Origin of the sequence: Paraburkholderia panacisoli (assembly GCF_008369935.1) — a bacterium.
GTDB classification, from domain to species: Bacteria; Pseudomonadota; Gammaproteobacteria; order Burkholderiales; family Burkholderiaceae; genus Paraburkholderia; species Paraburkholderia panacisoli.
Map to the genome: position 1 here is coordinate 501,937 of NZ_VTUZ01000001.1, position 24,102 is coordinate 526,038.

Annotated in this window: 21 protein-coding genes and 3 pseudogenes; 12 read left to right on the forward strand and 12 right to left on the reverse strand. The window is 58.9% G+C overall.

Annotated features, from left to right (window positions below; genetic code table 11):
- The first annotated feature begins 154 nt into the window (after positions 1-154).
- Positions 155-1,249: a branched-chain amino acid aminotransferase gene (locus FVF58_RS02275; protein ID WP_149668304.1), complete on the forward strand. Its 1,095-nt coding sequence runs from the start codon at positions 155-157 to the stop codon at positions 1,247-1,249.
- Between the two features lie 228 nt (positions 1,250-1,477).
- Here the strand turns inward: FVF58_RS02275 and FVF58_RS02280 are convergent.
- The 3 genes and pseudogenes from FVF58_RS02280 to FVF58_RS02290 all read right to left on the reverse strand — a co-directional run.
- Positions 1,478-1,848: pseudogene (locus FVF58_RS02280) on the reverse strand (transposase); the annotation flags it as partial.
- Between the two features lie 44 nt (positions 1,849-1,892).
- A pseudogene (locus tag FVF58_RS02285) lies at positions 1,893-3,165 on the reverse strand (ISKra4 family transposase); the annotation flags it as partial.
- Positions 3,166-3,338: 173 nt separating this feature from the next.
- Positions 3,339-4,235, reverse strand: coding sequence for a fructose bisphosphate aldolase (locus tag FVF58_RS02290; protein ID WP_149668305.1), 897 nt, complete (start codon positions 4,233-4,235; stop codon positions 3,339-3,341).
- Between the two features lie 1,081 nt (positions 4,236-5,316).
- Here FVF58_RS02290 and FVF58_RS02295 point away from each other — a divergent pair.
- Complete coding sequence (locus tag FVF58_RS02295) at positions 5,317-6,150, forward strand: CHAD domain-containing protein (RefSeq protein ID WP_188130684.1); 834 nt, start codon at positions 5,317-5,319, stop codon at positions 6,148-6,150.
- Positions 6,151-6,247: 97 nt separating this feature from the next.
- On the opposite strand, the gene FVF58_RS51170 is transcribed toward FVF58_RS02295, so the two are convergent.
- The gene (locus FVF58_RS51170) at positions 6,248-6,409 is read right to left on the reverse strand and encodes a hypothetical protein (protein WP_188130685.1); all 162 of its coding nucleotides are present in this window, start codon (positions 6,407-6,409) and stop codon (positions 6,248-6,250) included.
- A 162-nt stretch (positions 6,410-6,571) separates the two neighbouring features.
- Complete coding sequence (locus FVF58_RS02300) at positions 6,572-6,769, reverse strand: DUF3562 domain-containing protein (protein ID WP_149668307.1); 198 nt, start codon at positions 6,767-6,769, stop codon at positions 6,572-6,574.
- Positions 6,770-7,166: 397 nt separating this feature from the next.
- Between FVF58_RS02300 and FVF58_RS02305 the strand changes: the two genes are divergently transcribed.
- Positions 7,167-7,607: a hypothetical protein gene (locus FVF58_RS02305; RefSeq protein ID WP_149668308.1), complete on the forward strand. Its 441-nt coding sequence runs from the start codon at positions 7,167-7,169 to the stop codon at positions 7,605-7,607.
- Positions 7,608-7,674: 67 nt separating this feature from the next.
- The gene (gene phoU / locus FVF58_RS02310) at positions 7,675-8,382 is read left to right on the forward strand and encodes a phosphate signaling complex protein PhoU (protein ID WP_149668309.1); all 708 of its coding nucleotides are present in this window, start codon (positions 7,675-7,677) and stop codon (positions 8,380-8,382) included.
- Between the two features lie 230 nt (positions 8,383-8,612).
- On the opposite strand, the gene FVF58_RS02315 is transcribed toward phoU, so the two are convergent.
- From FVF58_RS02315 to FVF58_RS02335, 4 genes are all read right to left on the reverse strand, one after another.
- Complete coding sequence (locus FVF58_RS02315; RefSeq protein ID WP_342802393.1) at positions 8,613-8,978, reverse strand: hypothetical protein; 366 nt, start codon at positions 8,976-8,978, stop codon at positions 8,613-8,615.
- Between the two features lie 1,557 nt (positions 8,979-10,535).
- A complete protein-coding gene (locus FVF58_RS02325) occupies positions 10,536-11,477 on the reverse strand; it encodes a LysR family transcriptional regulator (protein ID WP_149668311.1) in 942 nt (313 codons plus the stop codon).
- 148 nt (positions 11,478-11,625) lie between these two features.
- Positions 11,626-13,653, reverse strand: a complete 2,028-nt coding sequence (locus FVF58_RS02330; RefSeq protein ID WP_149668312.1) for an FUSC family protein — start codon at positions 13,651-13,653, stop codon at positions 11,626-11,628.
- A 73-nt stretch (positions 13,654-13,726) separates the two neighbouring features.
- Positions 13,727-14,950 (reverse strand): CaiB/BaiF CoA transferase family protein, encoded by a 1,224-nt coding sequence (locus FVF58_RS02335; RefSeq protein WP_149668357.1) that lies wholly within the window; start codon positions 14,948-14,950, stop codon positions 13,727-13,729.
- A gap of 355 nt (positions 14,951-15,305) precedes the next feature.
- Between FVF58_RS02335 and FVF58_RS02340 the strand changes: the two genes are divergently transcribed.
- From FVF58_RS02340 to FVF58_RS52455, 8 genes are all read left to right on the forward strand, one after another.
- Positions 15,306-16,139, forward strand: coding sequence for an IclR family transcriptional regulator (locus tag FVF58_RS02340; RefSeq protein ID WP_149668358.1), 834 nt, complete (start codon positions 15,306-15,308; stop codon positions 16,137-16,139).
- A gap of 52 nt (positions 16,140-16,191) precedes the next feature.
- On the forward strand, positions 16,192-17,346 hold the full coding sequence (locus FVF58_RS02345) for an acyl-CoA dehydrogenase family protein (protein WP_149668313.1): 1,155 nt from the start codon (positions 16,192-16,194) through the stop codon (positions 17,344-17,346).
- 113 nt (positions 17,347-17,459) lie between these two features.
- Positions 17,460-18,719, forward strand: coding sequence for an MFS transporter (locus FVF58_RS02350; RefSeq protein WP_149668314.1), 1,260 nt, complete (start codon positions 17,460-17,462; stop codon positions 18,717-18,719).
- A gap of 72 nt (positions 18,720-18,791) precedes the next feature.
- The gene (locus FVF58_RS02355) at positions 18,792-19,541 is read left to right on the forward strand and encodes an electron transfer flavoprotein subunit beta/FixA family protein (protein WP_149668315.1); all 750 of its coding nucleotides are present in this window, start codon (positions 18,792-18,794) and stop codon (positions 19,539-19,541) included.
- 31 nt (positions 19,542-19,572) lie between these two features.
- On the forward strand, positions 19,573-20,505 hold the full coding sequence (locus tag FVF58_RS02360) for an electron transfer flavoprotein subunit alpha/FixB family protein (protein WP_149668359.1): 933 nt from the start codon (positions 19,573-19,575) through the stop codon (positions 20,503-20,505).
- 125 nt (positions 20,506-20,630) lie between these two features.
- Complete coding sequence (gene pcaF / locus FVF58_RS02365; RefSeq protein ID WP_149668316.1) at positions 20,631-21,833, forward strand: 3-oxoadipyl-CoA thiolase; 1,203 nt, start codon at positions 20,631-20,633, stop codon at positions 21,831-21,833.
- A gap of 38 nt (positions 21,834-21,871) precedes the next feature.
- Positions 21,872-22,123, forward strand: a complete 252-nt coding sequence (locus FVF58_RS02370; RefSeq protein WP_149668317.1) for a hypothetical protein — start codon at positions 21,872-21,874, stop codon at positions 22,121-22,123.
- Positions 22,124-22,156: 33 nt separating this feature from the next.
- Positions 22,157-22,486, forward strand: a complete 330-nt coding sequence (locus FVF58_RS52455) for a hypothetical protein (protein WP_246216899.1) — start codon at positions 22,157-22,159, stop codon at positions 22,484-22,486.
- A gap of 33 nt (positions 22,487-22,519) precedes the next feature.
- Here FVF58_RS52455 and FVF58_RS54395 read toward each other — a convergent pair.
- The 3 genes and pseudogenes from FVF58_RS54395 to FVF58_RS02385 all read right to left on the reverse strand — a co-directional run.
- Positions 22,520-22,618: pseudogene (locus FVF58_RS54395) on the reverse strand (DUF1275 domain-containing protein); the annotation flags it as partial.
- 97 nt (positions 22,619-22,715) lie between these two features.
- Positions 22,716-23,630, reverse strand: coding sequence for a glyoxalase (locus FVF58_RS02380; RefSeq protein ID WP_149668318.1), 915 nt, complete (start codon positions 23,628-23,630; stop codon positions 22,716-22,718).
- 24 nt (positions 23,631-23,654) lie between these two features.
- Positions 23,655-24,101 (reverse strand): DoxX family protein, encoded by a 447-nt coding sequence (locus FVF58_RS02385; RefSeq protein ID WP_149668319.1) that lies wholly within the window; start codon positions 24,099-24,101, stop codon positions 23,655-23,657.
- Position 24,102 lies beyond the last annotated feature (1 nt).

The window sequence follows — 24,102 nt, forward strand, 5'->3', positions numbered from 1 at the left end:
GATGGCGCGCTGGTTGCCCTGGCTCGGCAGGGCGAGGCCGTGAATTCCGGCAGCGCGCATCTATAGCGATCAGCGATTGAGGCTTTCACGTCACAGACGGCCGGACTGCAGGAATGCTGCGGCCGCGTTATTTTCGTCATTGCTCGAAGAAACCATGAATACTGAAACTACTGTGCAGTTTGTTATTTCTCCCAGCACGACACCTACCCCACATGATCAGATCACCGCGAGCATTGCCAACCCGGTATTTGGTCGCGTGTTCACCGATCACATGGCGACTGTTCGATGGACCAATACCCTTGGCTGGCACGACGCGAAAATTGAGGCGCGCCGGCCGTTTCAGATTGACCCCGCCTGCGCTGTCCTGCACTACGCGCAGGAGATTTTTGAGGGCATGAAAGCCTATCGCGGCGAAGATGGCTCGATTTCGCTTTTCCGGCCTTTCGAGAATGCCAGGCGGTTTCGCGCGTCGGCAGCGCGCATGTCCATGGCCGAACTTCCCGAAGCGCTCTTTGTCGGCGCAGTGGATGCTCTCGTGAAAGTCGATCAGGACTGGGTTCCCGGGGGCGATGGCAGCCTGTACCTGCGGCCCTTCATGTTTGCATCCGAGAGTTTTCTCGGTGTGCGCTCGTCGAATGAGTACGTGTTCTGTGTTATCGCCTCGCCCGTGGGGCCGTATTTCAAGGCGGGCAAGTCGGCGGTCACCGTTTGGGTGTCCGACCAATACACTCGCGCGGCACCGGGTGGAACGGGCGCAGCCAAATGCGGCGGAAATTATGCCGCCAGCCTGATTGCGCAAACCGAGGCAGCAGCGAAAGGCTGCGACCAGGTCGTGTTTCTCGACGCCGCGGAACACAAATGGATCGAAGAGCTGGGTGGCATGAACGTGTTCTTCGTGATGGACGACGGCTCCCTGCGGACACCGCCGCTATCGGGCACCATCTTGCCCGGTATTACCCGTGCTTCCATTATTGATCTGGCCAGACAGGAGGGCATCACTGTCTCCGAAGAGCCTTATGCATTCGAAACGTGGCAAGCCGATGCAATTAGTGGTCGAGTCAAGGAGGCCTTCGCCTGTGGCACGGCAGCGGTTGTGACGGCCATCGGAGAGGTGCGTCACGCTGCGGGTGAGTTCAAGATCGGCCACGGCGGCGAAGGACCTGTCACGCAACGAATTCGCACTACGCTCACCGGTATTCAACGGGGCAAAATTGCCGACCCGTTTGGCTGGAGCCACCACGTTGCATGAGCAATTTGCCGGGATTGTTTTGCGTGGGTACCGCTTGATCAGGTCGACGATATCTCGCAGCCTTGATGAGATCCACGCACCCCGTCCTTAGCAAAATTGCGGCTTGCCACAAGTGGCAGCCGGCACGAAAAAGAGGTTTCAGGATGCTGGTTCAACCTATTTCGTCATCGCTTTGAGAAGCTTCGCAAACCGGTGTGTGGACTGCCTTACTGTAAAGCAGTTTATGGGTTACGCTGCCGCGCTTCGGGTCATATAGGATGCATCGCTGCTGAGCAGTGCCTGGATGATCCGCGCGTTCCTGTTGGCCAGTGCGACCGCCGCGCAGTTATGCCCGCGTCGAGCCATTAACTCTTGAAGCCAGATGCTCTGAGGATCAGTTTTCTTCGGTGCATAGCGCAGAACAGCCCGTGCCCCATGAATGAGCAAGTCCGCAAGTATGTATCGCCGCGTCGGCTGATGCCGTGCAGGTGTGGCCTGCCGCCAGTCGAATACGGGCGCGGTACGAGGCCAAGCCCGGCGGACAGATGCCGGCCGTTGCGAAATTGCCGTGCGTCGCCGACTGCGGCAACAACGGCCGTGGCGGTAATCGGCCCAATACCGTAAAACGAAGCAATGTTGTCACCGGACTATGCCCATGCGCGCAGGGGTTTCGCCATTGAATGGGAGCGTTAAAAACCATGGGGTTGTAACTCCGATGCCAACCCGAACTGCTCCAGTAACTCGGCAGCTTCGCGCGACAATGGTTTCCTTGGTGGCTCGTATCTCGCAAGTCGTTCAACAAGGTCACCGTTGATCACAGCGCATCGGACCTGGGCAAGCAGATGAGCTCCGATCGGAGACCAGCGCATTTGTTGACGCTTGCACATGCGCTGATTGAGTACCTGATTGACTGCAGACTCGGCCGTGGCGGTCGAGATAGGTTTGCCGCAACGATGTCGCGCGCCGTAGTTCATCGTCGACCCGCCATTCGCTTCGACGTATTCAACAAGCTCTCGAGTCCGGTAGTCAAGCTGCGCCAGACTCTCTGCAATGCCCGGCGTTTCAGGCACGATCACCCGACAGAGAATCAGGATGCTCTGCATCCGGGTTTTCGCCTTCTCGAGCTTCGCGTGCCAGAAGCACCAGCGCAGCTTGTCAACACGGGAGATCAGCACACGTCGGGCCGCCTTTTCCGTTTCCGTCCGCGCCCGCATGCCCTTGATGATCTGCTCGAGGTACCTCACCCTCATTGATATATGGAACCAGTTCAGGACAGGTGTAGCAGAAAACGGCAATCGGCAAGCGATTGACTGGAGGCCATTTGCACCATCGGTGATGACCGACAGTTTCGGTCGATCGCTTCCGGATGTGGCTTTTACAAGGGTGGTAAGCCGCTCCACAATATCCGGCAGCCTGTTTCTCACGAACGCGAATACGCGCGAAGTCTGGTCTTTGGCGCTCAGGCGCCCCGTTAGAACCTCAAAGCTCGAACATTCTGATTTGTGTCGCCCCCGAACGAATCCTCCGTCGATGGTCAGCGTCCACTCCGTATCTTCCTTCGTGGCGCGACATGCAACCGGCTGGACAGCCTCGACGCGCGCGCCAGCCCGTAGCGCGCTGTTCCGCACGGTCACATGGTTCAATGTCTCCCGCACAGGCAGGAACTCACGCATCATGGCGACTACCTGGCGATACGGCATCTGTGCCGAGAGCCTGGCCTCAAGCGACAGCAGTTCCGCGCTCGCCCGCTCGGGGACGAATTCGGTCATCGGACTATACGGATACTTCATCTGGAAGGGCGTCTCGCACGGACAGCAAACGATCCGGGCACTGCGAAATGGCACGGTACCAAAGACCGTATCCACCCTGCGAATCCGCCGGTCCTTGAGGTCGAGGAAACGGTGACAGCGGGTACAGACGCGTCGCAGCATGCAGACCTACGTTCGAAATCTGTGAGCTCGAACGTCCCTATCGCCAACTTGAACCGGAGAAGATCGGCCCGTCGCTGGCCGAAGGGAAAGATGTGCTGCACAGGCTTCAGAGGATTGTGGTGGCAGCACAATCTGAAGAGGATCTTTATCCGTCAGGGGCCGCCCTCCTGAAAGTCGCTTCAAACCTTTACGACAGAGGCCCGATAGATCTCGTCGATGCTCTTCGCCAGCGTCGCGTTGAACTCACTGTCGCTCATCGATTCCTTGAGCTCGTTGATCAATGCCCTTGAAAAGCTGGCAATCATGCCGTGATTGGAAGCGAGCCGTTCGCAGGCGTCGGCTCGCGTGTAGCCTCCTGAAAGCGCGACTACCCGCGCGACACGCGGGTGCTCGATCAGGGGGCGATAGAAGTCCGCAACGTCCGGTATGGTCAGCTTGAGCATCACGCGACGGCTATCTGGTAAGGCGTCGAGACCTTTGGTCAGTTCCGCGAGGAGGGTGGCTTCCGCCCCGGGTTTGTCCGGACTCTTGATCGAAATCTCTGGCTCCAGTATCGGCATCAGGCCGTGCGCGTCGATCTGTGATGCCAGTGCGAACTGTTGCTTCACAATCGCAGCGATACCGTTTTCCGAATTCAGGTTGATGACCGAGCGCATCTTGGTGCCACAGATACCGAGCTTCGTGGCCCGATCGAGCAGCCCGTCCAACCCGGGTATCGGCTTCATCAGTTGCACGCCGTCGGCTTCCGCTTCCAGGCCCTTATCGACCTTCAGGAAGGGCACGACGCCGCGCTCCTCCCACAGGAAGGTCGGAACGGGTTTCCCCAGTGCCTGTCCGTCCATGGTAGCTTCGAACAGAATGGCCCCAATGACCTTGTCCCCTGTAAAGGCAGGCGCGGTCATGATGCGCACCCGCATCTCGTGTATCAGTTTGAACATCTCAGCGCCACCGCTGTAGGCACTCTCCGGAATGCCGTAAAGCTTCAAGGCGCCGGGGGTCGATCCGCCGCTCTGGTCCAGGGCCGCGAAAAATCCCTGTTTTTCACGAACTTGCGTCAGCATCTTCTCATCTGCCACGATCGTCTCCCTCTCTCGACTCCGAATATCGGACCAGGCACGTCTGGTCCGGACCAATTGCGTTCAACACGTTTAGTGTACTGGTATCGCAAACTTCAGACTCCATGAAGGGGCGGTCGCTGGGGTTGCATCTAGCGACCGTTTTTTCATGAATTCCCTCTCCACGCGCTGCTCGTGTTGGTGTTCACAAATGCTGCTAGCCGTGTTCACAGGGATGCTAGCGAATCGCTTGCTGTGTAAGGGAATGCGCCCGATCAGTGCGATTCGATGCCTGTTGCGACGGTACAACAATCATAAGGAAGTTTGTTCAGTAACGCTGCTAGCGCGGCATAGGTACCTGGATATTAAATCGCATCGACCACGCGATCGAAAAGGCTTTTTTCATAAGCGTCGTTCTAGATCGATGACCGACCGCATGTTGTCAGCGGCCGCTTCAGCTTTCTATGTTTGCTTTCGAAAACGGAAACTTTAGCGCTTGTATGAGAGGTTATTCTGGTTGTCACGCGTCGTAGTGTTCGGCGGCAGGCCGGCGGTGCGGACACCCGTTATGTGCAAAGCGGCGCTAGAGCTGCAAGGCTAAGCGCGATGCTTTGACTGAATTCTCGGGCGTGTGCATGGCACGCTAGCATTATTAGTGATCATGCTAGCGCCGCTATGAACACGGCTAGCAGCAATTCTGAACTCCAACAGATGATGGCGGAGGCCCGGCAACGGCCGCGCTGGAGAAGAACCCACAAAGGCGTGTCGCTTTACTCTAGCGAAAATAATAACGCGCTCCTGCTCAATGTGGCATTGGTGTCGGAGACGCGACTGGATGGACGAAGAGAACTTCGCAAGTCGGTCGACATCGCCCGCCCATTGGTTTCGGGGCGCCTGCGTTGTAGGATCGAAACGAGGGGCAAGTGCGCCCCGTCGGTGCAGGAATTGGTCTTTTCTGTATGCAGTTAATCGCGTCGCGCTGTTCCCGTCCACCTCGCGGTCACGAAAGGGGCGCCTGACATTGAGTTCCCACCCCGTCGGAGCTGTCATTGCAGAAACGCCCGAGTCGCGCGCCCTCGCGGGTCATGCCGGCGAAGGGTCGTTGACGTCAGCGTCGACCGTTGCGGACGCCTTTTCGCTTCTTGCCACTTCGACCGCCGGCGAGGCGATGTGTCGCGTTCGTAAGCTGGACGCCCAGGCGGACCCGGAGGTTCTACACAAGCTTCGCGTGGCGTTGCGGCGACTGCGCTCGCTTTGGTGGGCATACGAACCGCTGCTCGACAGAAAAGAAGCGAAAATTCAATGTCGCGAGTTCAAGGCGCTGGCTGCCGCTGCAGGTAGAACAAGGGACTGGGATGTCCTGCATGACCTGCTCAGCACTGCCAACCAGTCGACGAAGCATTCGTTTCCATTGCTCATCCAGTCGGTTGCCGAGCATCGAACCGACGCGCTGTCGTTCAGCGTCAGGACAATCGGAAATGCAGGCGTCGGGCGGATACTGAATCATGCAGTGGCAGGAGCCCGGCAACAGCTGGACGCGGTGGCAGTCAGGCACCCCCTCGCGACGTTTGCCGGGCAGCGTGCGAAATTGGCAGAGAAGGCCTTGAGCAAGCGGGTCAAGCGGGTCGCGTCGGCAAGTCATGCAGACTATGCGTCGCTTCATGAAGTACGAATTGCGGGGAAGAAGCTTCGATATGTGTTGGAGTTCTTTGCCCCGGTCCTGGACGGCAATCACCGGCCATTGATTGAACGCTTGACTTCTGTGCAGAACGACCTCGGTGTGCTGAATGACCTGGTCACAAGCGAAGCGTTGCTTCGGGAGTACGCGTCCCAGTTGGGAGAAGCGGAGCTGGTCAACGAAGCCGTCTGGTATCTCCATGTCCAGAAGGTTCATCGCATGAACCATGTGCACCAGATACTGCGCGCGGCAGAATAGTCGGACTGCCGCAAGGCCAGGCGGGTCAAAGTCCAGGCTAGCTTTGCCCTGTCTTTCGCTTCTTCCTTTCCACCCGACGCGACAGGTCAGACAGTAGCTACTTCGCGACGACCTCTGGGCCGGTCATGCCGAATTCTGCAAACTTGATTTCGCTTTCGTAATATACGATAACCGAGCCGGCCATCACGCGATACCGGCCGCGATAGCGCATGCCATCCAGTTCAATTTCAATTTCTCTTGTTTCATAGCTGTCGGTCATCAATAACTGCTCTACGGTAACGCTGATCGTGCAGACGGTACCGAACTGGATAGACCGCGTCAACAGCAACGGTGGTCGGCGATGCCATTGATGTGAGCCGGCGATTGGACATGCACCTGCCTCGTGTTGCAGTGGCGATTCCGTTTTTTGAACGGCACCTTTCTAGTGCCTGTCCCTAGCGACGCCGCGCAGATTTTCGCGGACGCGTCTGGCGACGAGTACTGTCATGTAATCCATAATCCTCGCACCTTCGCTGAATTCGGCCCAGGTCTCTGCATACATTTTCGACACGGTCTCTGCAGGTGTGTTGGTGTCAGAGGCGATAGCGTTGACGACATCTTCAAAGATGGGCTGGGTCATGGTGCGCTCCTGGCGTTCGAAGAGTGGCGGCAGCCGTCTACGGGAAGTCGATTAGACGATGTTGATGACCCGCGTGCAAATTGAATCGTACTATCGTTGACGCAGGTCATTTGCCCTTGTTTTGTCTAATGGATATGTCGCGTTTCGCGTGGTGTGCTTACTCCAGGACTCGTGAACACTACGGTAGCCCGCCAATTGCACGCGTCGAGCGCGCACTGCACAAGTCCAATCGTGTCAGCGACTTGCCAGGCTTGCCCGTGAGTTGTCCACAGCCTTGCAAACAGATTCTGTGGACAGTTTCCGCCCCTGCCTCCTCGAAGAGATGCACCAAGTGGCTGAGAAAAGATTTTTAAACGATATATACTGTTTATATCGTTTCGTAACTCTGGAGATGGCCATGATTGAACCACGCATCAGGAAGCCGACGAAGAAGGCATTTCACTTTCCGAAGAATGCCAATGGGCATGCAGTAGCCGACCAGCGGCAAACGGACGCGGCGGACGCCGTAGCCACCGATGTCCAAGTCACTCCGACAAAGGCGAAGAAACAAAAGCGGGTGGTACCGGTGGAAGCGACGCCAGCCGGCGCAGCCGCAGAGGAAAAAGCGAAGCGTGTGAAGAAGGAGAAGGTTGTGCGCGACAGCTTCACAATACCGAAGTCGGACTACGAGAAAATCGCAACGCTGAAACAGAAGTGCCTCGACGCGGGCGTGCCGGTTAAGAAAAGCGAGCTTCTGCGGGCGGGACTGATTCTGCTCGAGGCGGCATCAGGGAAACGCCTGCTTGCGGCGATTTCTGCTGTCGAAACTGTCAAGACCGGTCGACCAGCAAAATCGTAGCGCAGCGCTTACTCTGTTGCACGCGACCAGCGCGCGCGGCATCGCCACGCCTTGTCGAGGACAGAGCATGCCAGATAAGCATCTTTCGAGCAGGTTCGACACCGAACTCGCTCTACTTTCAACGAGGCTGCTCGAGATGGGCGGCCTGGTCGAGTCGCAGATGGCGTGCGTGCTGGAAGCGCTGAAGACATTCGATTTGGCACTTCTTGAGCATGTTGGCGAAACTGAACGCCAGCTCAATCGCATGGAAATAGAAATCGACGAAGAAGTGGTCAACGTCATTGCTCGTCGACAACCGGCGGCTTCCGACTTGCGCCTCCTGCTGGCGGCTTCGAAGTGCGCGGCCAACCTTGAGCGGGTTGGCGACGAGGCACGGAAGATAGCGAAGCGAACTCGCCGCGTCGCCATGGACGCAGGCGCGTGGAACCTCAACATCGCTGAAATCAAGACTTCTGGCGAACTGGCTTCACACATGCTTCGTAGAGCGCTGGACGCCTTTGCGCGCATGGATGCAACTGCAGCCGCACAGGTTGTGCGCGACGACGAAGCCATCGACGCCGAATTTCGAGCCTTCGTGCTCAAGCTCGTCACATCCATGAAGGAAGACCCTCGGACAATCCAGATGGGGCTCGATTATCTGTTTATCGCTAAAGCCATCGAGCGTATCGGCGACCATGCCACCAACATTGCCGAAGCCATCGTCTATGTTGTTCGCGGTACCGATATTCGCCACGAACATAGAAAGCAACGTGGGCACGACACCTTGGACCGTTAAGGCTGGAGGGCGAGGCGCACGGTCCACCAACATTCTGGTTACCGAAACTGAGCGTCGCAGCGTCAAGTACTGAAGGTCGCCCTCCAATACCCATCCGCTGTAAATTTCAGGATTGCATCGCTTGGCAGCGCTCCTGCATTTCAATACGAGGTCTTGCTGCTCAAAGGACGTTGTGAAGTCCGTCAACCAAGCCGGACTCGCAGATAGCAGCACTGTTTCCTGTCTGGACGTCACATCGCCTCGACCACGACCGGTTTGTGTTCCGCTCCGAGCAGACCTTCGACAATGTTTGTCTCTGCCTTCGCGATATCGTCCAGTGACGCTACGGACAGTTGTTCGTCCAGAGCTACGAATGCGACGCGAAGCCGCGAGTAGTCGGTATCGTCTACGAGCCATCCGCCGTCCTGCTTTTCAGTGGCATCCAACCGTACAACCGCCACCTGTGCTGCTGCTATGCGCCCCATCTCGTCTGACTGGTGTCCGAGACGGCAAAGCTCCTCGGCGACCAAAAGATATCGACCCAGCGTAGTGAACAGCTCGCGCGAACCGTACCCCCGGCGAAAGGCATCCAGTGCGTTGTAGCACTGCAAAAGCATTGCCCGCGTAACAGGCTCGTGTGTACCCCGGCTACTTGTCACACCTCTATTTGGCGGCTTCACTGCGTGCCCTCTGGTTGCGGCTGCTTTTTCTGCCCGAGCGTGTACGGCCAGGCATCAAATCATTTGAGGCCCAGCACCCGCAGCACGGCATCACGTACAGCGTCGGGGTGAAGTGGCGAGTGTTCCAAAGGCTGCTGGACGGAATCACGAACTACAAGCCACAGATGGAACCTCGCCGATCCAAAAGCCATTCTTCAACAGGCTAAGGAGTGGGTCTGACCTCGCGACCGCCCAACGTGAGAAGAACGGGAATCCAGGTCCTGCCTTCAAGGTCCGGCCGCTTATAGCGCGCAAATACATCCAACAGCAGTGGAGAGCCGCCATATTCCGCACAGAAGTCTCGCACGCGCTGTTGAATCGAGCGATAGCTTTGCTGGACTTCGTCCTCGCTTTGTAGCAAGTTGTACTCTGAAAGTTTCGTGTGCAGGTCGCGAAGCACGCCCAATGTTGGTGTTCACAAATGCTGCTAGCCGTGTTCACAGGGATGCTAGCGGCCAGGACGTCGAATCGCTTGCCGTGTAAGGGAATGCGCCCGATCAGTGCGATTCGATGCCTGTTGCGACGGTACAACAATCGTAAGGAAGTTTGTTCAGTAACGCTGCTAGCGCGGCATAGGTACCTGGATATCAAATCGAATCGACCACGCGATTGAAAAGGCGCTATTCATAAGCGTCGTTCTATATCGATGACCGACCGCATGTTGTCAGCGGCCGCTTCAGCTTTCGATGGTTGCTTTCAAAAGCGGAAACTTTAGCGCTTGTCTGAAGGGTTATTCTGGTTGTCACGCGTCGTAGGGTTCGGCGGCAGGCCAGCGGTGCGGACACCCGTTATGTGCAAAGCGGCTATAGCTGCAGGGCTAAGCGCGATGCTCTGACTGAATTCTCGAGCGTGTGCAAGGCACGTTAGCATTATGAGTGATCATGCTAGCGCCGCTATGAACACGGCTAGCAGCAATTCTGAACTCCAACATCTGGCGAAGGCGTTGTCGGTTGATATGGGGAAGCGGATGAAAATGGGACTGCCGGGACGCTTCCCGACAAGGGGTGTGACGTGCTTTTCGACTGCACGACGGACTTGCGGCAACTGGTTCCCCGACATGTAACGCACGGATAGGGCGGCTGTTATGCAAAAAAGCCCACAAAGAGACCAAGGAATAACCGACAAAACTGCTCGAGCCTGGTGGAGTTTGCCACGCCTGCCTCCGTCTTCGTCGACGGTTGCCGCACTCTCATATTGCGCCGGAATCTCGCGGAATTGACATCCTAGGCGTTGAAAGACTGGAGGGCGACCCCAGGGGCGCATTACCGAGACGCGACGCGTTCAGGGTATTCATTCGATTGGTGCGAAAACGTCCGGTCGTCAACGACGTAGTTGCGAAACGATGGCGGCATCTCGCAGGTCCCGCGGGAATGGACCAACGCATGAGCAGCCAAGCGGTTGTCGCGGATTTCGTAAGCCTTGATAGGTCCGCCAACCCAATACGCGAACCGACCGTCAGCGTGAGCGCGGCTGGTTCGATGTCAGTTCGTCATCGTCGAGCATTTGCGGAATGGACGCTTGCAAAAAGTCTACCCAGCTCCTGATTTTGGCATCCAGATACTCGCGAGAGGTGTAAAGCGCGTGGATCTGCATCTCGCTCACGCGGTAGCTGGGAAGCACGCGGGTCAGCGTGCCGTCGCGCAGCCACGGCAACGCAGTCCATAACGGCAGTGCGCCAACGCCCAGACCATCACGTAAGGCGAATGCCATTGCCTCAGCGATATTGACCCGAAATGGCGATGGAGGCAGATCGAAGACTTCCCTGCCATTGGGGCCATCCAGATCCCAATGAGATCGGGCCGGTGTCAGACTGGTCGTCTGCAAGCACGTGTGGTCGGCGAGGTCGGCAACCGAGCTTGCGGTCCCGCGCTCGGCAAGATACGAAGGCGAAGCGCACAGGATGCTATAGAAAGTCCCGACTCGAACAGCGATCAAACCGGATGTCGGTAGTTCGGTTCCGCTGAGTTGAATCGATACGTCGTAGCCCTCGTCGATGAGGTCAGGAACATGCTGTGACAGTGTCAACTCTACGGTAACCTGTGGGTACCGTTTTTGATAGCGCATGATAGCGGGCATCACGTAATGCTGACCAAAACTCGCGGTGGCATGCACACGTAAGCGTCCAGACGGGACGACGTGCGCATCCGATGCCTCTGCCTCGGCCTGGTCCAGAGAAGTCAGAATCTGGTAGCACCGATGCAGATATCGCTTACCGGCCTCTGTTAGTGCAACTCGGCGGGTCGTTCGATTGAACAGCCGCGTGCGAAGGTGTTGTTCCAATTCAGACACAGCACGCGAAACCTGCCCAGTCGCCAAATTTAAACGTACGGCTGCCGCGGTGAATCCCCCGGATTCGGCAACACGTACAAACGTTCTCATCTTTTGAAATGTATCCATATTCATATTTCGGAGTCCGTTACCGCCTTTTTTGTACCGGCATCACGATCTCCCCATTTAGATGCTGGGTCATATAGGAGCAGCCACTCAGTGGCCATAGCCTCAGTCGGCGCAGCTTCTGTCGTGAGTGCACAATTCATCGCGTTGCTCACCGACCGCGCAGAGAGTCCGCGTGCGTTTTCGCCGTGTCGGCGATTGTTTGCAGAAGGATGGCGCCACGCAATAGTTCCCGCCTGTCCTTATCTCCCAGTTCACGGCCCTGTCGTTTCAGTCGGCGTGCGGCTGCGCCGCATACGCTGACGAGACGCGTGACGTCGGCGCGATGAAGCCGTTTCAGGACGGCCGCAACGGACCGGCGCGCAGTCGAGTGCTTCGCAGCAAAGTCGTGTATGGCTAGCAAGCTATCGCCTATGGTCCACGCTGCGACTAGCCCGCGAAGATCGCTCTCCCTGGTCGCCCGTGGGACCACACTCCCGATCACAAGCAAGCGACTCAGCCGGTCGGCGGTCCGGCTAAGCCATGCGTCCGCATTCCATTTTCGTGGGGTCCGCGCAATTTCGGCCAGATCCCGGCGGACCGCGCGATGCAACCGTACGCGAATTGACTTTGGATCCGTCGGAAACAGAATCGCGAATACCGCAGTGCTGAATGCGATTCCGAGCAAAGTCGCGAGCGCACTATTGAGGAACGAGGCGTCATTGATCCGAGTGGAGTTGTCCGGCGAGATAAAATTCCAGAAGAAAATAGCGAAACCACTACCAATGGCTGCGATGCGAGGATTGCGCATGGCCAGACCAGTCCCCACCATAAAGAACCCGGCAATGTACGCGAGCAGAACGAAGCCCGACACCGCCGGCAGCAACACGAAGTTACAGACGGCTGCCACCAAAACCGCACATGCCGCGCCCTTCAGGAATCCGAGCGCACCGGTCACGGAGTTCGGGCGCGTGGAGAACAACGCGCTGACTACGCCAACAATAGTCACGAAGCTTGCACCCGAAGGCCAGGCGCTCAGGATCCAGAATGTCGACGCGGCCAGTACCGCGACAAACGCCCGAATTCCGTTGTGCCAGGCAAGAACGGGATCACGATGATAGGCAAAGTCTGGACGGGATGGCGGCGCATCTGCCCGATCCAGCAGCGCCGTGCGGATCAGAATTTCGTCAAGCGCAGCCAGAAGCAAACCCAACCGGTTCAGAACAAGCAGCCGGGGAGTGCATGAATCGCCTGATGCATCTGCTTCTGCCAGAAGCTCAGAGTCGACAGTTGACCTCATAGCCGCTACTGCCGGAGTCAGGCCCGCAGGATCCGTGGCAGCCTTGTCCAGTAGTCGCGCGGTTTCTTCGATGAGGTCGTCCGTGATGTCGGGACGTTGTGCTAACTGTCCGCTCAGCGCCTGAGCAGTCGCCAACTGTGACAGTACTGCAATTGCCACTGCCCGCAAGTGACCTATCCTGCGCCGCACCGTCAATGAGGCCGCCGCGGCATATTCGGCGGCTGTGTCGAATTCCATCGCGCCAGCGAAGAGCCTGTGAATTGCCGCGCCATCAGGGTCGCGGCGAAGCGTTCTCGCACAGACATTTGCGGCCTGCTCCAGATAGCGGCCAAGGTGCTCACGAACTTCGCGCATCGGCGCACCGGGCGCGAAGAGGGTCGTTAGCGTCGCCTCGACCAGAATGCCCAGAACTATGTATAGAAAGCGCGCGACGGCAATATTGAAGGCATGCAAAGGGGCAGACACAGCACTCACGGCAATGATTGCAGCCGTGTAGCCCGCAAGTACTCCAGCATAGGCACGGAAATTCCTCGATGAAGTCGCAACTCCGGTGCAAACGCCAATCCACGTCGCAAGTGCAAGTACAAACAAATCTGGCGTCTGCGCAAAAAGCGCAACCAGCGCGAGCGACACCACCGCCCCCACCGCCGTTCCGAGAATCCGGTACTGGCTTTTCGAGAGGCTCATGCCCCGATTGCCTTGTGCTACGACCCAAACAGTCGTCGCTGCCCATTTCGGATCGTCCAGATTCATCCGGAAGGCGATGTAGAGTGCGATCAACGACGCCGCTGTCGTACGTACGGCAAAAGCAATAGAGACCCAGGAGGGGCTCTCCAGTGAGCGGCGCAGTACTTTTCGGAGCGCCGCCGGATCGGGTAGTTCGAAAGTTTGGAGTTTCATATTGGGAGCGGGACCCACTGTGGGCCCGGTCGACGACTACTTCAGCGGGGGAGCTTCCCGCATCGGGTGCGTGTCAAACGACGCCTTTTTTTCTTAACTCATCGAGTTCATCCCCAGCGATCCCACACAGCGATACCAGCACATCATTGGTGTGCTGCCCAAGCGTCGGCGGCGCACTGCGATATTGGATCGGCGACGCCGACATCCGGATCGGATTCGCCACAGTGGGTGCGCTGCCTGAGAGGGGATGAGGCAAATCCACCCGCATACCGCGGTATTGGACCTGGGGGTGTGCGAACGTCTGCGCGATGTCGTTGATCGGCCCGCAGGGTATGCCCGCGGCCGCGAGCGGCGTCACCCACTGTTCAATCGTGCGCGTGACCAGGATTTCCCGAATCATCGGGACGAGTGTTTCGCGGTTCGTCACGCGTGCCGCATTCGTCGCAAAATGCGGATCGGTTGCCAGATGTGTGCAATCGGCGATCTCGCAGAATTTGCGGAACTGTCCGTCGTTGCCGACTGCCAGCACCATTTGCCCATCTTTGGCCTTGAACACCTGGTAAGGCACGATGTTCGCGTGTGCATTGCCCTCGCGCTTCGGCGTCTTTCCCGATACCAGGTAGTTGAGGTTCATATTCGCCATTGCTGCGACTTGTACATCGAGCAATGCCATGTCGATGTATTGGCCTTCGCCCGTCTCGGTGCGATGCGCCAGTGCAGCCAGGATGCCGACGGTTGCATACATGCCCGTCATCAAGTCGGCAAACGCTACCCCGACCTTTTGTGGACCACCGCCTGGCAGTTCGTCCCGCTCACCCGTGATGCTCATCAATCCGCCCATGGCCTGAACGATGAAGTCGTAGCCGGCCAGCCTCGAGAGCGGACCGTCTTGCCCGAAGCCCGTTATCGAGCAGTAAATGAGGCGCGGATTGATTGCGCGCAAATCGCTGTACGCAAGCCCGTAGCGTGCCATGTCGCCGACTTTGTAGTTCTCGATGAACACGTCGCTCTGTTCCGCCAGTTTTCGGATGATGGCTTGTCCTTCATGCGTCGCAATGTCCAGCGTCACCGATTTTTTGCCTCGATTTGCGGACAGGAAATAGGCGGATTCGCCGGTGGCATTGCCGTCCTGGTCGTGCAGGTAGGGCGGGCCCCAGCCGCGGGTGTCGTCGCCCGTGCTGGGTCGTTCGATCTTGATCACTTCAGCGCCCAGATCCGCCAGCGTCTGGCTCGCCCAGGGGCCGGCCAGGATGCGGGACAGATCGAGAACGCGAAGATGTGAGAGTGCTCCGGACATGGAAGTCATCCTGAAGTTAAAGGCGATCCTCGGGGAGGTTCGCCCTCCGTTGTGGTCCGCTGTGCGGACCGATGAGATAGAATCTGAACTGGTACGCACAGTAACGGACTCGGCGCTGAATGTAAACACCGTTAAATTGGGGTCGAAAATGGTTGTAATTGGCAGGCTGCATGCGGCATCACTAGATCTTGCATAGCGCCGGCCGGTTTGTTATGCGGAATTGCACGGGCGTTCCAAGAGGGTCCGCTGTGCGGACCGATTTTCGAAAATGTTTGACACGGAGATTTTCGCCATGACAGGATTCGGTAAAAGAAAGGGTTCGGGAGAGCAGCAACGGAGTGCAGTTATGCCGAGGATGAAGAATGAAGCGGGATCATCGGTCCCTCTGTATGAGCAACGTGACATTGCGCGTTTCGACGAAGAGGCCGGCACCGATCGGCAGTTCGTAACCGCGTTAGCGAGGGGACTTGAGGTGCTGCGGTGCTTCGCCCCCGGAGAGCGCTATCTGGGCTTGTCGGAGCTTGCTCGTCGCACGAGTCTGCCGAAAGCAACGGTGGCGCGATTGGCAGGCACGCTCGCGAAGTTGGGTTACCTGCGCTACTCGGAGTCGCTCGGGAAATACAGCCTTGGGACCGGTGTTCTCTCGCTTGGCTATTCGATGCTGTCGAATCTGGACATCCGGGATGTCGCACGCCCGCTCATGCAGGAACTTGCCGAGTATGCGCGCGCATCGGTGGCCGTCGGGGTTCGCGACCGCCTTTCGATCGTCTACATCGAGTGGGTGCGCAGCAGCGCGCCGATTACGGTAATGCGTGCCGTCGGCGTCCGATTGCCGCTCGCGACGACATCGATTGGACGGGCGTACCTTGCGGCGGCGTCCGAGGATGAGCGCAACGAGGTGCTCGAGCAAGTGCGTCTACAGGACGAATCGGACTGGCCGCGCATTAAGCGCGGCATCGATCAGGCAGTGAAGGACTACGAGGAACGCGGCTTCTGCCTCTCGATCGGCGAATGGGACAAAGATATCGCAAGCGTCGGCGCCCCGTTCACGGCACCCGATGGCACGCGCATGGCTTTCAACTGCGGGGGGCCAGCATTCGTCATGAGCCGGGATACGCTGGAAAACGACATTGGTCCACGCCTCGTGGACCTTGTGCAACGTTTAGGTGCCGCCATAGGGCGGCGATGATCGACACATGGGACGCTCAAGCGAAGCGTCCCTTTTGGAATCAGGAATACAGATGATTCGTGACCAGGAAACGCTAAACCTCCTTCTCGACGCAGTTTCGCGCTTCGTGCGCGAGCGGCTCGTCCCCGCTGAAAATGAAGTGGCCGAAACAGACGAAATTCCCGCTGACATCGTGGCCGAGATGCGCGAGCTCGGGCTTTTCGGCCTTTCCATTCCCGAGGAATACAGTGGTCTTGGGCTCACGATGGAAGAAGAAGTGCTTGTGGCGTTCGAAATCGGGAAAACGTCGCCATGCTTTCGCTCGCTGTTCGGCACCAATGTTGGTATTGGATCGCAGGGGATCATCATCGACGGAACGGCAGAACAGAAGCAATACTATCTGCCGAGGCTTGCGTCGGGCGAACTCATTGCCTCGTTCGCGCTGACCGAGCCGGGTTCCGGTTCGGATGCCGCTTCGCTCTGTACGCGGGCCGTTCGCGACGGTGATCACTACGTCATCGACGGCACCAAGCGCTTCATCACGAACGCCCCCGAGGCTGGCATCTATACCGTCATGGCCCGCACCAACCCCGATATCAAAGGCGCGGGCGGCATCTCGGCATTTATTGTCGAAAGAGGCATCCCAGGTGTATCGCTCGGGAAAATCGACAAAAAGATGGGGCAGAAGGGCGCACATACGTGTGACGTCATCTTCGAAAATTGCCGTGTACCTGCGCAAAACCTCATCGGTGGTATCGAGGGAATTGGCTTCAAAACCGCGATGAGGGTGCTGGACAAAGGGCGGCTGCACATTGCAGCTATTTGCGTTGGCGCAGCTGAGCGCATGCTTGACGATGCGTTTCACTACGCGATGGAGCGGCAACAGTTCGGCAAGCCGATCGGCGAATTTCAGCTTGTCCAGGCAATGCTCGCCGATAGCAAGGCGGAGATCTACGCCGCCCGTTCGATGGTGCTCGACGCGGCTCGTCGTCGCGACAACAAGGAGGACGTCTCCACCGAAGCATCGTGCTGCAAGCTGTTTGCTTCGGAAATGTGCGGCCGCGTAGCCGATCGCGCTGTGCAGATCCACGGTGGCGCGGGGTATGTCTCGGAGTATGCAATCGAACGCTTTTATCGCGACGTGCGCCTGTTCCGCATCTACGAAGGCACGAGCCAGATTCAGCAACTTGTCATCGCGCGAAACATGATGCGCAACGCGAGTATCTGATCGCTGCCGCCATGTCGAAATAGTGCAGAGAGCGGTGACCGATCACCGAAAATTGTTGGCCGTAAAAGCGCCGAAGAGCGCTTGCGGCATGCTTGTCACATGGAGGAGTGTAAATGGAAGTCAATTCGTTTAGCCAGCAAGGCTTGATCGCGCACGATCGAGTATGGATCGCGGTATTTGTGTTTGCTTTTCTCGGCCTGATGGTCGACGGAGCAGACCTGATGTTTCTCTCCTATAGCCTGTCGAGTCTCAAGCACGAATTCGGGCTCTCGAATGTTGAAGCGGGAGCGCTCGGTAGCATCACGCTCGCGGGCATGGCGATCGGCGGAATCTACGGCGGATGGGCCTGTGATCGCTTCGGCCGCGTGCGTACGGTGGTCTGGACTATCGCGCTGTTTTCGATTGGTACAGCAGCGCTCGGCTTCACGCAAAACTTCTCACAGTTCGCCGCATTTCGCTTCATTGCAGCGCTTGGGCTCGGCGCACAGTATGTCGCGTGCAATACGTTGATGTCCGAATATTCGCCCACCAGATTCCGGTCGACGATCCTTGGCACGCTGCAGGCAGGTTGGTCGGTAGGCTATGTGGTGGCGACTCTTCTGGCGGGCTGGATCCTGCCGGCGTTCGGCTGGCGTTATCTCTTCTTCATCTCGATTGTTCCTGTCGTCCTTGCATTAATCATGAAACGTATGGTTCCCGAACCGGAGAGTTACGTTGCTTCGCGGGATGCGCGCCGTGGCAACGACGCCGCCGGAAAGAAAAGGGGCGAAGGTGCGATGAAGCTCGTCTTTGGCGATCCGGTTCACCGTCGCATGTTCATGTTGTGGTCGCTGACGGCGGGCCTGCTGCAGTTCGGCTACTACGGCGTCAGCAATTGGATGCCGACCTATCTGGAGAAGGAACTGCATCTGAACTTTTCGTCGATGACGAGCTACATGGTCGGCACCTATGTCGCCATGATCCTTGGAAAGGTCATTGCAGGCTGGCTCGCGGACAGGTTTGGCCGGCGAGCGGTGTTCGCATTCGGTGCCTTTGGTGCCGCGGTGTTTTTGCCGGCTATCGTGCTGTGGCACACGCCAGGAAACATTGCCTGGCTGATGACCGTTTTTGGCTTCCTCTACGGGATGCCGTATGGCGTGAACGCGACTTACATGACCGAAAGTTTCGAGGCCCGCATTCGCGGTTCGGCCGTGGGTGGCGCATACAACCTGGGACGTGCTGGTGCGGCGATCGCCCCAGCCGCGATTGGATTCCTCGCAACCAACGGAACGATCGGCCTCGGTTTTCTGGTCATGGGCGGGGCCTACTTTCTTTGCGGTCTTGTGCCTGCGCTCTTCATCAAGGAGAAGCTCTACGATCCGCAGAATGCGTGACCGTAACAACTGACCGCGGCCGTACCTGCTCAGGTTGCGGGGCGGCGGCATATTTTGTTGATTGGGGATTTTATGAAGATTCTGGTGCCAGTAAAGCGCGTCGTCGACTACAACGTGAAAGTCCGGGTCAAGTCGGACGGCACGGGTGTCGACATCGTGAACGTGAAGATGTCGATGAATCCGTTCGATGAAATCGCGGTGGAAGAAGCGGTGCGTCTGCGCGAAGCGGGCGTGGCGACCGAAGTGATCGCTGTGTCGGCGGGTGTGACGCAATCGCAGGAAACGCTTCGCACGGCGCTCGCCATCGGCGCGGACCGCGCGATCCTGATCGAGTCGAACGAAGACCTGCAGCCGCTGGCGGTGGCCAAGCTGCTGAAGGCGCTGGTCGACAAGGAGCAGCCTTCGCTCGTGATCCTCGGCAAGCAGGCGATTGACGACGATTCGAACCAGACCGGCCAGATGCTGGCTGCGCTGGCCAATCTGCCGCAAGCCACGTTTGCGTCGAAGGTTGTCGTTGCAGACGGTAAAGCTATCGTTTCGCGTGAAGTCGATGGCGGCGCCGAAACGCTGTCGCTGACGCTGCCGGCTGTGGTGACCACCGACCTGCGCCTGAACGAGCCGCGCTACGTGACGCTGCCGAACATCATGAAGGCGAAGAAGAAGCCGCTGGAAGTCGTCAAGCCGGAAGATCTCGGCGTTGATGTGACGCCGCGCCTGAAGACGCTGAAAGTCGCCGAGCCGCCCAAGCGCTCCGCCGGTTTGATGGTGCCGGACCTGAAGACGCTGGTCGAGAAGCTGAAGTCCGAAGCCAAGGTGCTTTAAGTAAAACGCGGAGACAGAGCAAATGACGAATCTGGTTAGTCTTGTAATAGCGGAACACGACAATGCGTCGATCAAGGCCGCGACGCTGAACACGATTGCAGCGGCGCAGAAGATCGGTGGCGACGTTCATGTGCTGGTGGCGGGTCACAACGCCCAGGCCGCGGCGGATGCGGCAGCGAAGATTGCAGGCGTGTCGAAGGTGCTGCTCGCCGACGCGCCGCAACTCGAAGCGGGTCTCGCTGAGAACGTCGAAGCGACGGTGCTGAACATCGCAAAGAATTACACGCACATCCTCGCGCCGGCAACCGCTTCGGGCAAGAACATCACACCGCGCATCGCGGCGAAGCTCGACGTCGCGCAGATCAGCGACATCACGGCTGTGGACAGCGCCGACACGTTCGAGCGCCCGATCTATGCAGGCAATGCAATCGCAACCGTGCAATCGGCTGACCCGATCAAGGTCATCACGGTGCGCACGACCGGTTTCGATGCCGTGGCAGCCGTTGGCGGCAGCGCTGCCGTCGAGAAGATCGACGCGGCGGCGGACAGCGGTCTCTCGCAGTTCGTGAGCCGTGAAGTGACGAAGCTGGACCGTCCGGAACTGACGTCGGCGAAGATCATCGTGTCGGGTGGCCGCGGTCTGGGCAACGGTGAGAACTACACGAAGATTCTGGAGCCGCTGGCCGACAAGCTGAACGCGGCGCTGGGCGCATCGCGCGCGGCCGTCGACGCGGGCTTCGTGCCGAACGACTATCAGGTCGGCCAGACGGGCAAGATCGTCGCGCCGCAACTGTACATCGCTGTCGGTATCTCGGGCGCGATCCAGCATCTGGCCGGGATGAAGGACAGCAAAGTGATCGTCGCGATCAACAAGGACGCGGAAGCGCCGATTTTCAGCGTCGCGGACTATGGTCTGGTCGGCGACCTGTTTGGAATAGTGCCAGATCTCGTAGCAACCATCTGAAGCAAGCTTGCATCAGCCTCGCGTATAGCGGGACAAACGGGGAAGCAATTCGGATCTTTTGATAGGTAAAGGTTGCAACTGAAGGAGCCACGGAGCTCCTGCAACCTCAAATTGGAGAAGACAGTATGAGCGAGGCTCTTCTGTGCGATGCGATTCGCACGCCGATCGGCCGCTATGCGGGTTCGCTGTCGTCGGTGCGCGCCGACGATCTGGGCGCGGTGCCACTCAAGGCGCTGATGGAGCGCAACAAGGAAGTCGACTGGAGCGCGATCGACGACATCATCTACGGCTGCGCGAACCAGGCGGGCGAGGATAACCGCAACGTCGCGCGTATGTCGCTGCTGCTGGCGGGGTTGCCCAAGGACGTGGCGGGATCCACGGTGAACCGTCTCTGCGGCTCGGGCTTGGACGCTGTCGGCATTGCGGCGCGCGCGATCAAGTCGGGCGAGGCCGGTCTGATGGTGGCGGGCGGCGTGGAAAGCATGAGCCGCGCGCCGTTCGTGATGGGCAAGGCAACCAGCGCGTTTTCGCGTCAGGCCGACATCTACGACACGACGATAGGCTGGCGTTTCATTAATCCGCTGATGAAGCAGATTTACGGCGTCGACTCGATGCCGGAGACGGGCGAAAACGTCGCAACCGACTACAACATCAGCCGCGCGGATCAGGATGCATTCGCTCTGCGCAGCCAGCAGAAGGCCGCGCGTGCGCAGCAGGACGGCGCGTTCGCGCAGGAAATGGTTTCGGTGACGATTCCGCAAAAGAAGGGCGATGCGATCGTCGTCTCGAAGGACGAACATCCGCGCGAAACGAGTCTCGAGGCGCTGGCAAAGCTAAAGGGCGTCGTGCGTCCTGGCGGTACGGTGACGGCGGGCAACGCGTCGGGCGTGAACGATGGCGCGGCGGCCTTGCTGCTGGCAAACGAAGAGACCGCGAAGCGCTATGGCCTGACACCGCGTGCGCGTGTGCTGGGCATCGCAACGGCCGGCGTCGATCCGCGCGTGATGGGCATCGGGCCGGTGCCCGCGACGCAAAAGTTGCTCGCGCGTCTGAACATGAACATCAACCAGTTCGATGTGATCGAACTGAACGAAGCGTTCGCGTCGCAAGGCCTCGCGGTGTTGCGCGCGCTGGGTGTCGCGGATGACGATGCACGCGTCAATCCGAACGGCGGCGCCATTGCGTTGGGCCATCCGCTTGGCATGAGCGGCGCGCGACTGGTCACGACGGCGATGTATCAATTGCAGCGCACGCAGGGACGCTTTGCACTTTGCACGATGTGCATCGGGGTTGGGCAGGGAATTGCGGTTGCAATCGAGCGCCTGTAAGCGCGACCACGTGCACGGGTGAGGTGGTTGTGAATGCAATGACAAACTTCGAGTTGCGTCGGCTCATGGCGGCGGCGTCCGCGAATCAGGAAGATGCTGACCTGTGGCGGTTGTTTTCCAATCTCTACGAAGAGCGTCGCATCCGCTGGTGCAATTCTGCGCGCGGTTGGCTTGTATCAATCGACAATCGTCATCTGGCCACCGAATCCAGCTTCGATCAGGCAATCCGGATCGCTATCGCGCGATTTCAAGGCAAGTCGGATTGCCGGAGCGCTTTCATCCCCCGGTGACCTATACCCTCCCGACAATGCCGCGTCGGCAGAATGTCGATCGCGTCGAGAACGACCTGCGTCACGTTGCCCGCCCTCACGGTGTTGGACACGCCGGGAGGCGCGACAAGCCGTCTGCGCACCCATTGCCGCTGCGCCGACCATCCTGTAGACGATGACGGGCATGCTGTCCGCATGTACGACTGGCAAGACGCCGACACCCGTGAATCAAAACGCCAGTATGAGCGCCGCCTGCACGGGATAGCGAAGACACGCCGTGCGATCGGGCGTTGCGGGTTCGACGCTCTTCACCGCACGCTGCTGACGACCACGTCCGCAGCGAATGCGGAACGCCATCAGCTTCATGAACGCGCCCTGGCCTAAGCCTCCCGCTTCGGCGCCGACCAGCACGAAGTTCCCCGTAACGTGCGCAGTGAACAGCCTGAAAAGTGCGACAAAGCTGAACGTATCGACACAGCTCGCGATGGCGGCGAGTACGCCGTCTTCAGATTTCAGCGATCATCTCCTGTGCCGGGGATGACATCGGAGCGGACCGCATGGGCACGCTCGTCATGCATGCCCGCGCTTGCAAGCAGCGGCGCGCATGCCGCGCCTACTGCGCCGCATGAATTTCGGCGACGTAACCACCGGGGAACTGCACGAGCGCGGCTTCGCGCTTATCCGAAGTGAACGGCGGGACCAGCACAGTGACGCCTGCCGACTGTGCTTTCTGCAGCGTGTCGGCGAGATTCGTCACTTCATAACCGGTCATCTCCCGGCCGAACGGCCAGGGCAAGTGGCCGTCGGTCGCCAGCACCGTCATCCTGCCGAATCCCGAGTCGATCCGCACACGCCGGTACGTATCGCCGGGCCGGCCAATCTCGACACCGGGCGCCGTGCGGTCATCGGAGACGACCTTGCCGTGCGAAAAGGCCACGAAGTTGCGAATCAGTGCATTGGCGCGCTCCGGCGACACGTAGACCCGGTTCTCGGGCACCGTCTGCAAAGATTCATAGTTCGGCGCCTGGTTGTGCCAGTACAACTGCATGTCGACGCCGCCCGGCCAGGTAATGATCGCGTCCCGACCGATCGGATCGGGGAACGTCGCCACAGTGACGTCAGCATGGTACCGCCTGGCCGATTTGACGGCCGCGTCGATGTTGGTCACGAGATATCCCGTGCGCTCGCTACCGAACGGATACGGAACAGGCGTCTTGAAGCCGAACACCGACAACGTGCCGACCGGCGTGAACACGAGTTGCGACATCGTCTTGCTCGACGTGGGTGTCACCTGAAAGACGCCCTGTTGCGACTTGTGCCCACCGAAAGTTGCAACGAGACTATCGGTGAATTTGTCGAAGTCTTCCGGCGCGACATAGACATGGGTGGTGTCGTATTGCGGACCCACAGCGAGCTGGGGTTCCGCAACTAGCTGACGAAGTCCTGGCGGTGTGGCCGACGCGACTGACAATGCTGCGAGACAGATGGCGGCAAGCGATGTCGCTGCCAGCGAACGGAGATTACCCATGATGGTGAGGGTCCCTTAAGGTATTTACTGACCACCGGCATGGCCGGAGGAATGTTTGACGCCGGCGAGGCGTGTCGCCATGACAAGCGCAGCGATGAGCCCGAGATGCTCGAAGAAGGCGTTCAACGCGAAAAAGTGCGCGTCGCCCGTCAGGTTCCAGAAGTCGTTCGCGACGAACATCGCCACGGCCGTCAATGCACCCAGTGCGCCCGCGCCCAGCCACACGAAGCGGCTGAAGGTCACGCACGCCGAGCCGCCCAGCTCGACGACGATCGCGAGCGCTGCCCACAGCCATCCCGGATGCAACCCGAAATGCGCCTGCTCGTGCACGGCGGCATGAAAATTCGCGAGCTTGGCCACACCTCCGATCAGATACGCGGACACGAGCGCCACGCGCGCCACCAGCGGCAACCAGCGCGGCGCGAGCAGCGCGGCGATCCAGGGCGGATTCCCTTGTGCGTGCGTGCTCATG

Excerpts from the sequence above, each read along its gene's own strand:
- FVF58_RS02340 (WP_149668358.1), top strand. The coding sequence starts at position 15,306 with ATGAAGAATGAAGCGGGATCATCGGTCCCTCTGTATGAGCAACGTGAC.
- FVF58_RS02345 (WP_149668313.1), top strand. The coding sequence starts at position 16,192 with ATGATTCGTGACCAGGAAACGCTAAACCTCCTTCTCGACGCAGTTTCG.
- FVF58_RS02325 (WP_149668311.1), bottom strand. The coding sequence starts at position 11,477 with ATGGATACATTTCAAAAGATGAGAACGTTTGTACGTGTTGCCGAATCC.
- FVF58_RS02350 (WP_149668314.1), top strand. The coding sequence starts at position 17,460 with ATGGAAGTCAATTCGTTTAGCCAGCAAGGCTTGATCGCGCACGATCGA.
- FVF58_RS02335 (WP_149668357.1), bottom strand. The coding sequence starts at position 14,950 with ATGTCCGGAGCACTCTCACATCTTCGCGTTCTCGATCTGTCCCGCATC.
- FVF58_RS02330 (WP_149668312.1), bottom strand. The coding sequence starts at position 13,653 with ATGAAACTCCAAACTTTCGAACTACCCGATCCGGCGGCGCTCCGAAAA.
- FVF58_RS02370 (WP_149668317.1), top strand. The coding sequence starts at position 21,872 with ATGACAAACTTCGAGTTGCGTCGGCTCATGGCGGCGGCGTCCGCGAAT.
- FVF58_RS02315 (WP_342802393.1), bottom strand. The coding sequence starts at position 8,978 with ATGCTTTTGCAGTGCTACAACGCACTGGATGCCTTTCGCCGGGGGTAC.
- FVF58_RS02380 (WP_149668318.1), bottom strand. The coding sequence starts at position 23,630 with ATGGGTAATCTCCGTTCGCTGGCAGCGACATCGCTTGCCGCCATCTGT.
- FVF58_RS02305 (WP_149668308.1), top strand. The coding sequence starts at position 7,167 with ATGATTGAACCACGCATCAGGAAGCCGACGAAGAAGGCATTTCACTTT.
- FVF58_RS52455 (WP_246216899.1), top strand. The coding sequence starts at position 22,157 with ATGTCGATCGCGTCGAGAACGACCTGCGTCACGTTGCCCGCCCTCACG.
- FVF58_RS02385 (WP_149668319.1), bottom strand. The coding sequence starts at position 24,101 with ATGAGCACGCACGCACAAGGGAATCCGCCCTGGATCGCCGCGCTGCTC.
- FVF58_RS02275 (WP_149668304.1), top strand. The coding sequence starts at position 155 with ATGAATACTGAAACTACTGTGCAGTTTGTTATTTCTCCCAGCACGACA.
- FVF58_RS02300 (WP_149668307.1), bottom strand. The coding sequence starts at position 6,769 with ATGACCCAGCCCATCTTTGAAGATGTCGTCAACGCTATCGCCTCTGAC.
- phoU (WP_149668309.1), top strand. The coding sequence starts at position 7,675 with ATGCCAGATAAGCATCTTTCGAGCAGGTTCGACACCGAACTCGCTCTA.
- FVF58_RS02355 (WP_149668315.1), top strand. The coding sequence starts at position 18,792 with ATGAAGATTCTGGTGCCAGTAAAGCGCGTCGTCGACTACAACGTGAAA.
- FVF58_RS51170 (WP_188130685.1), bottom strand. The coding sequence starts at position 6,409 with ATGACCGACAGCTATGAAACAAGAGAAATTGAAATTGAACTGGATGGC.
- pcaF (WP_149668316.1), top strand. The coding sequence starts at position 20,631 with ATGAGCGAGGCTCTTCTGTGCGATGCGATTCGCACGCCGATCGGCCGC.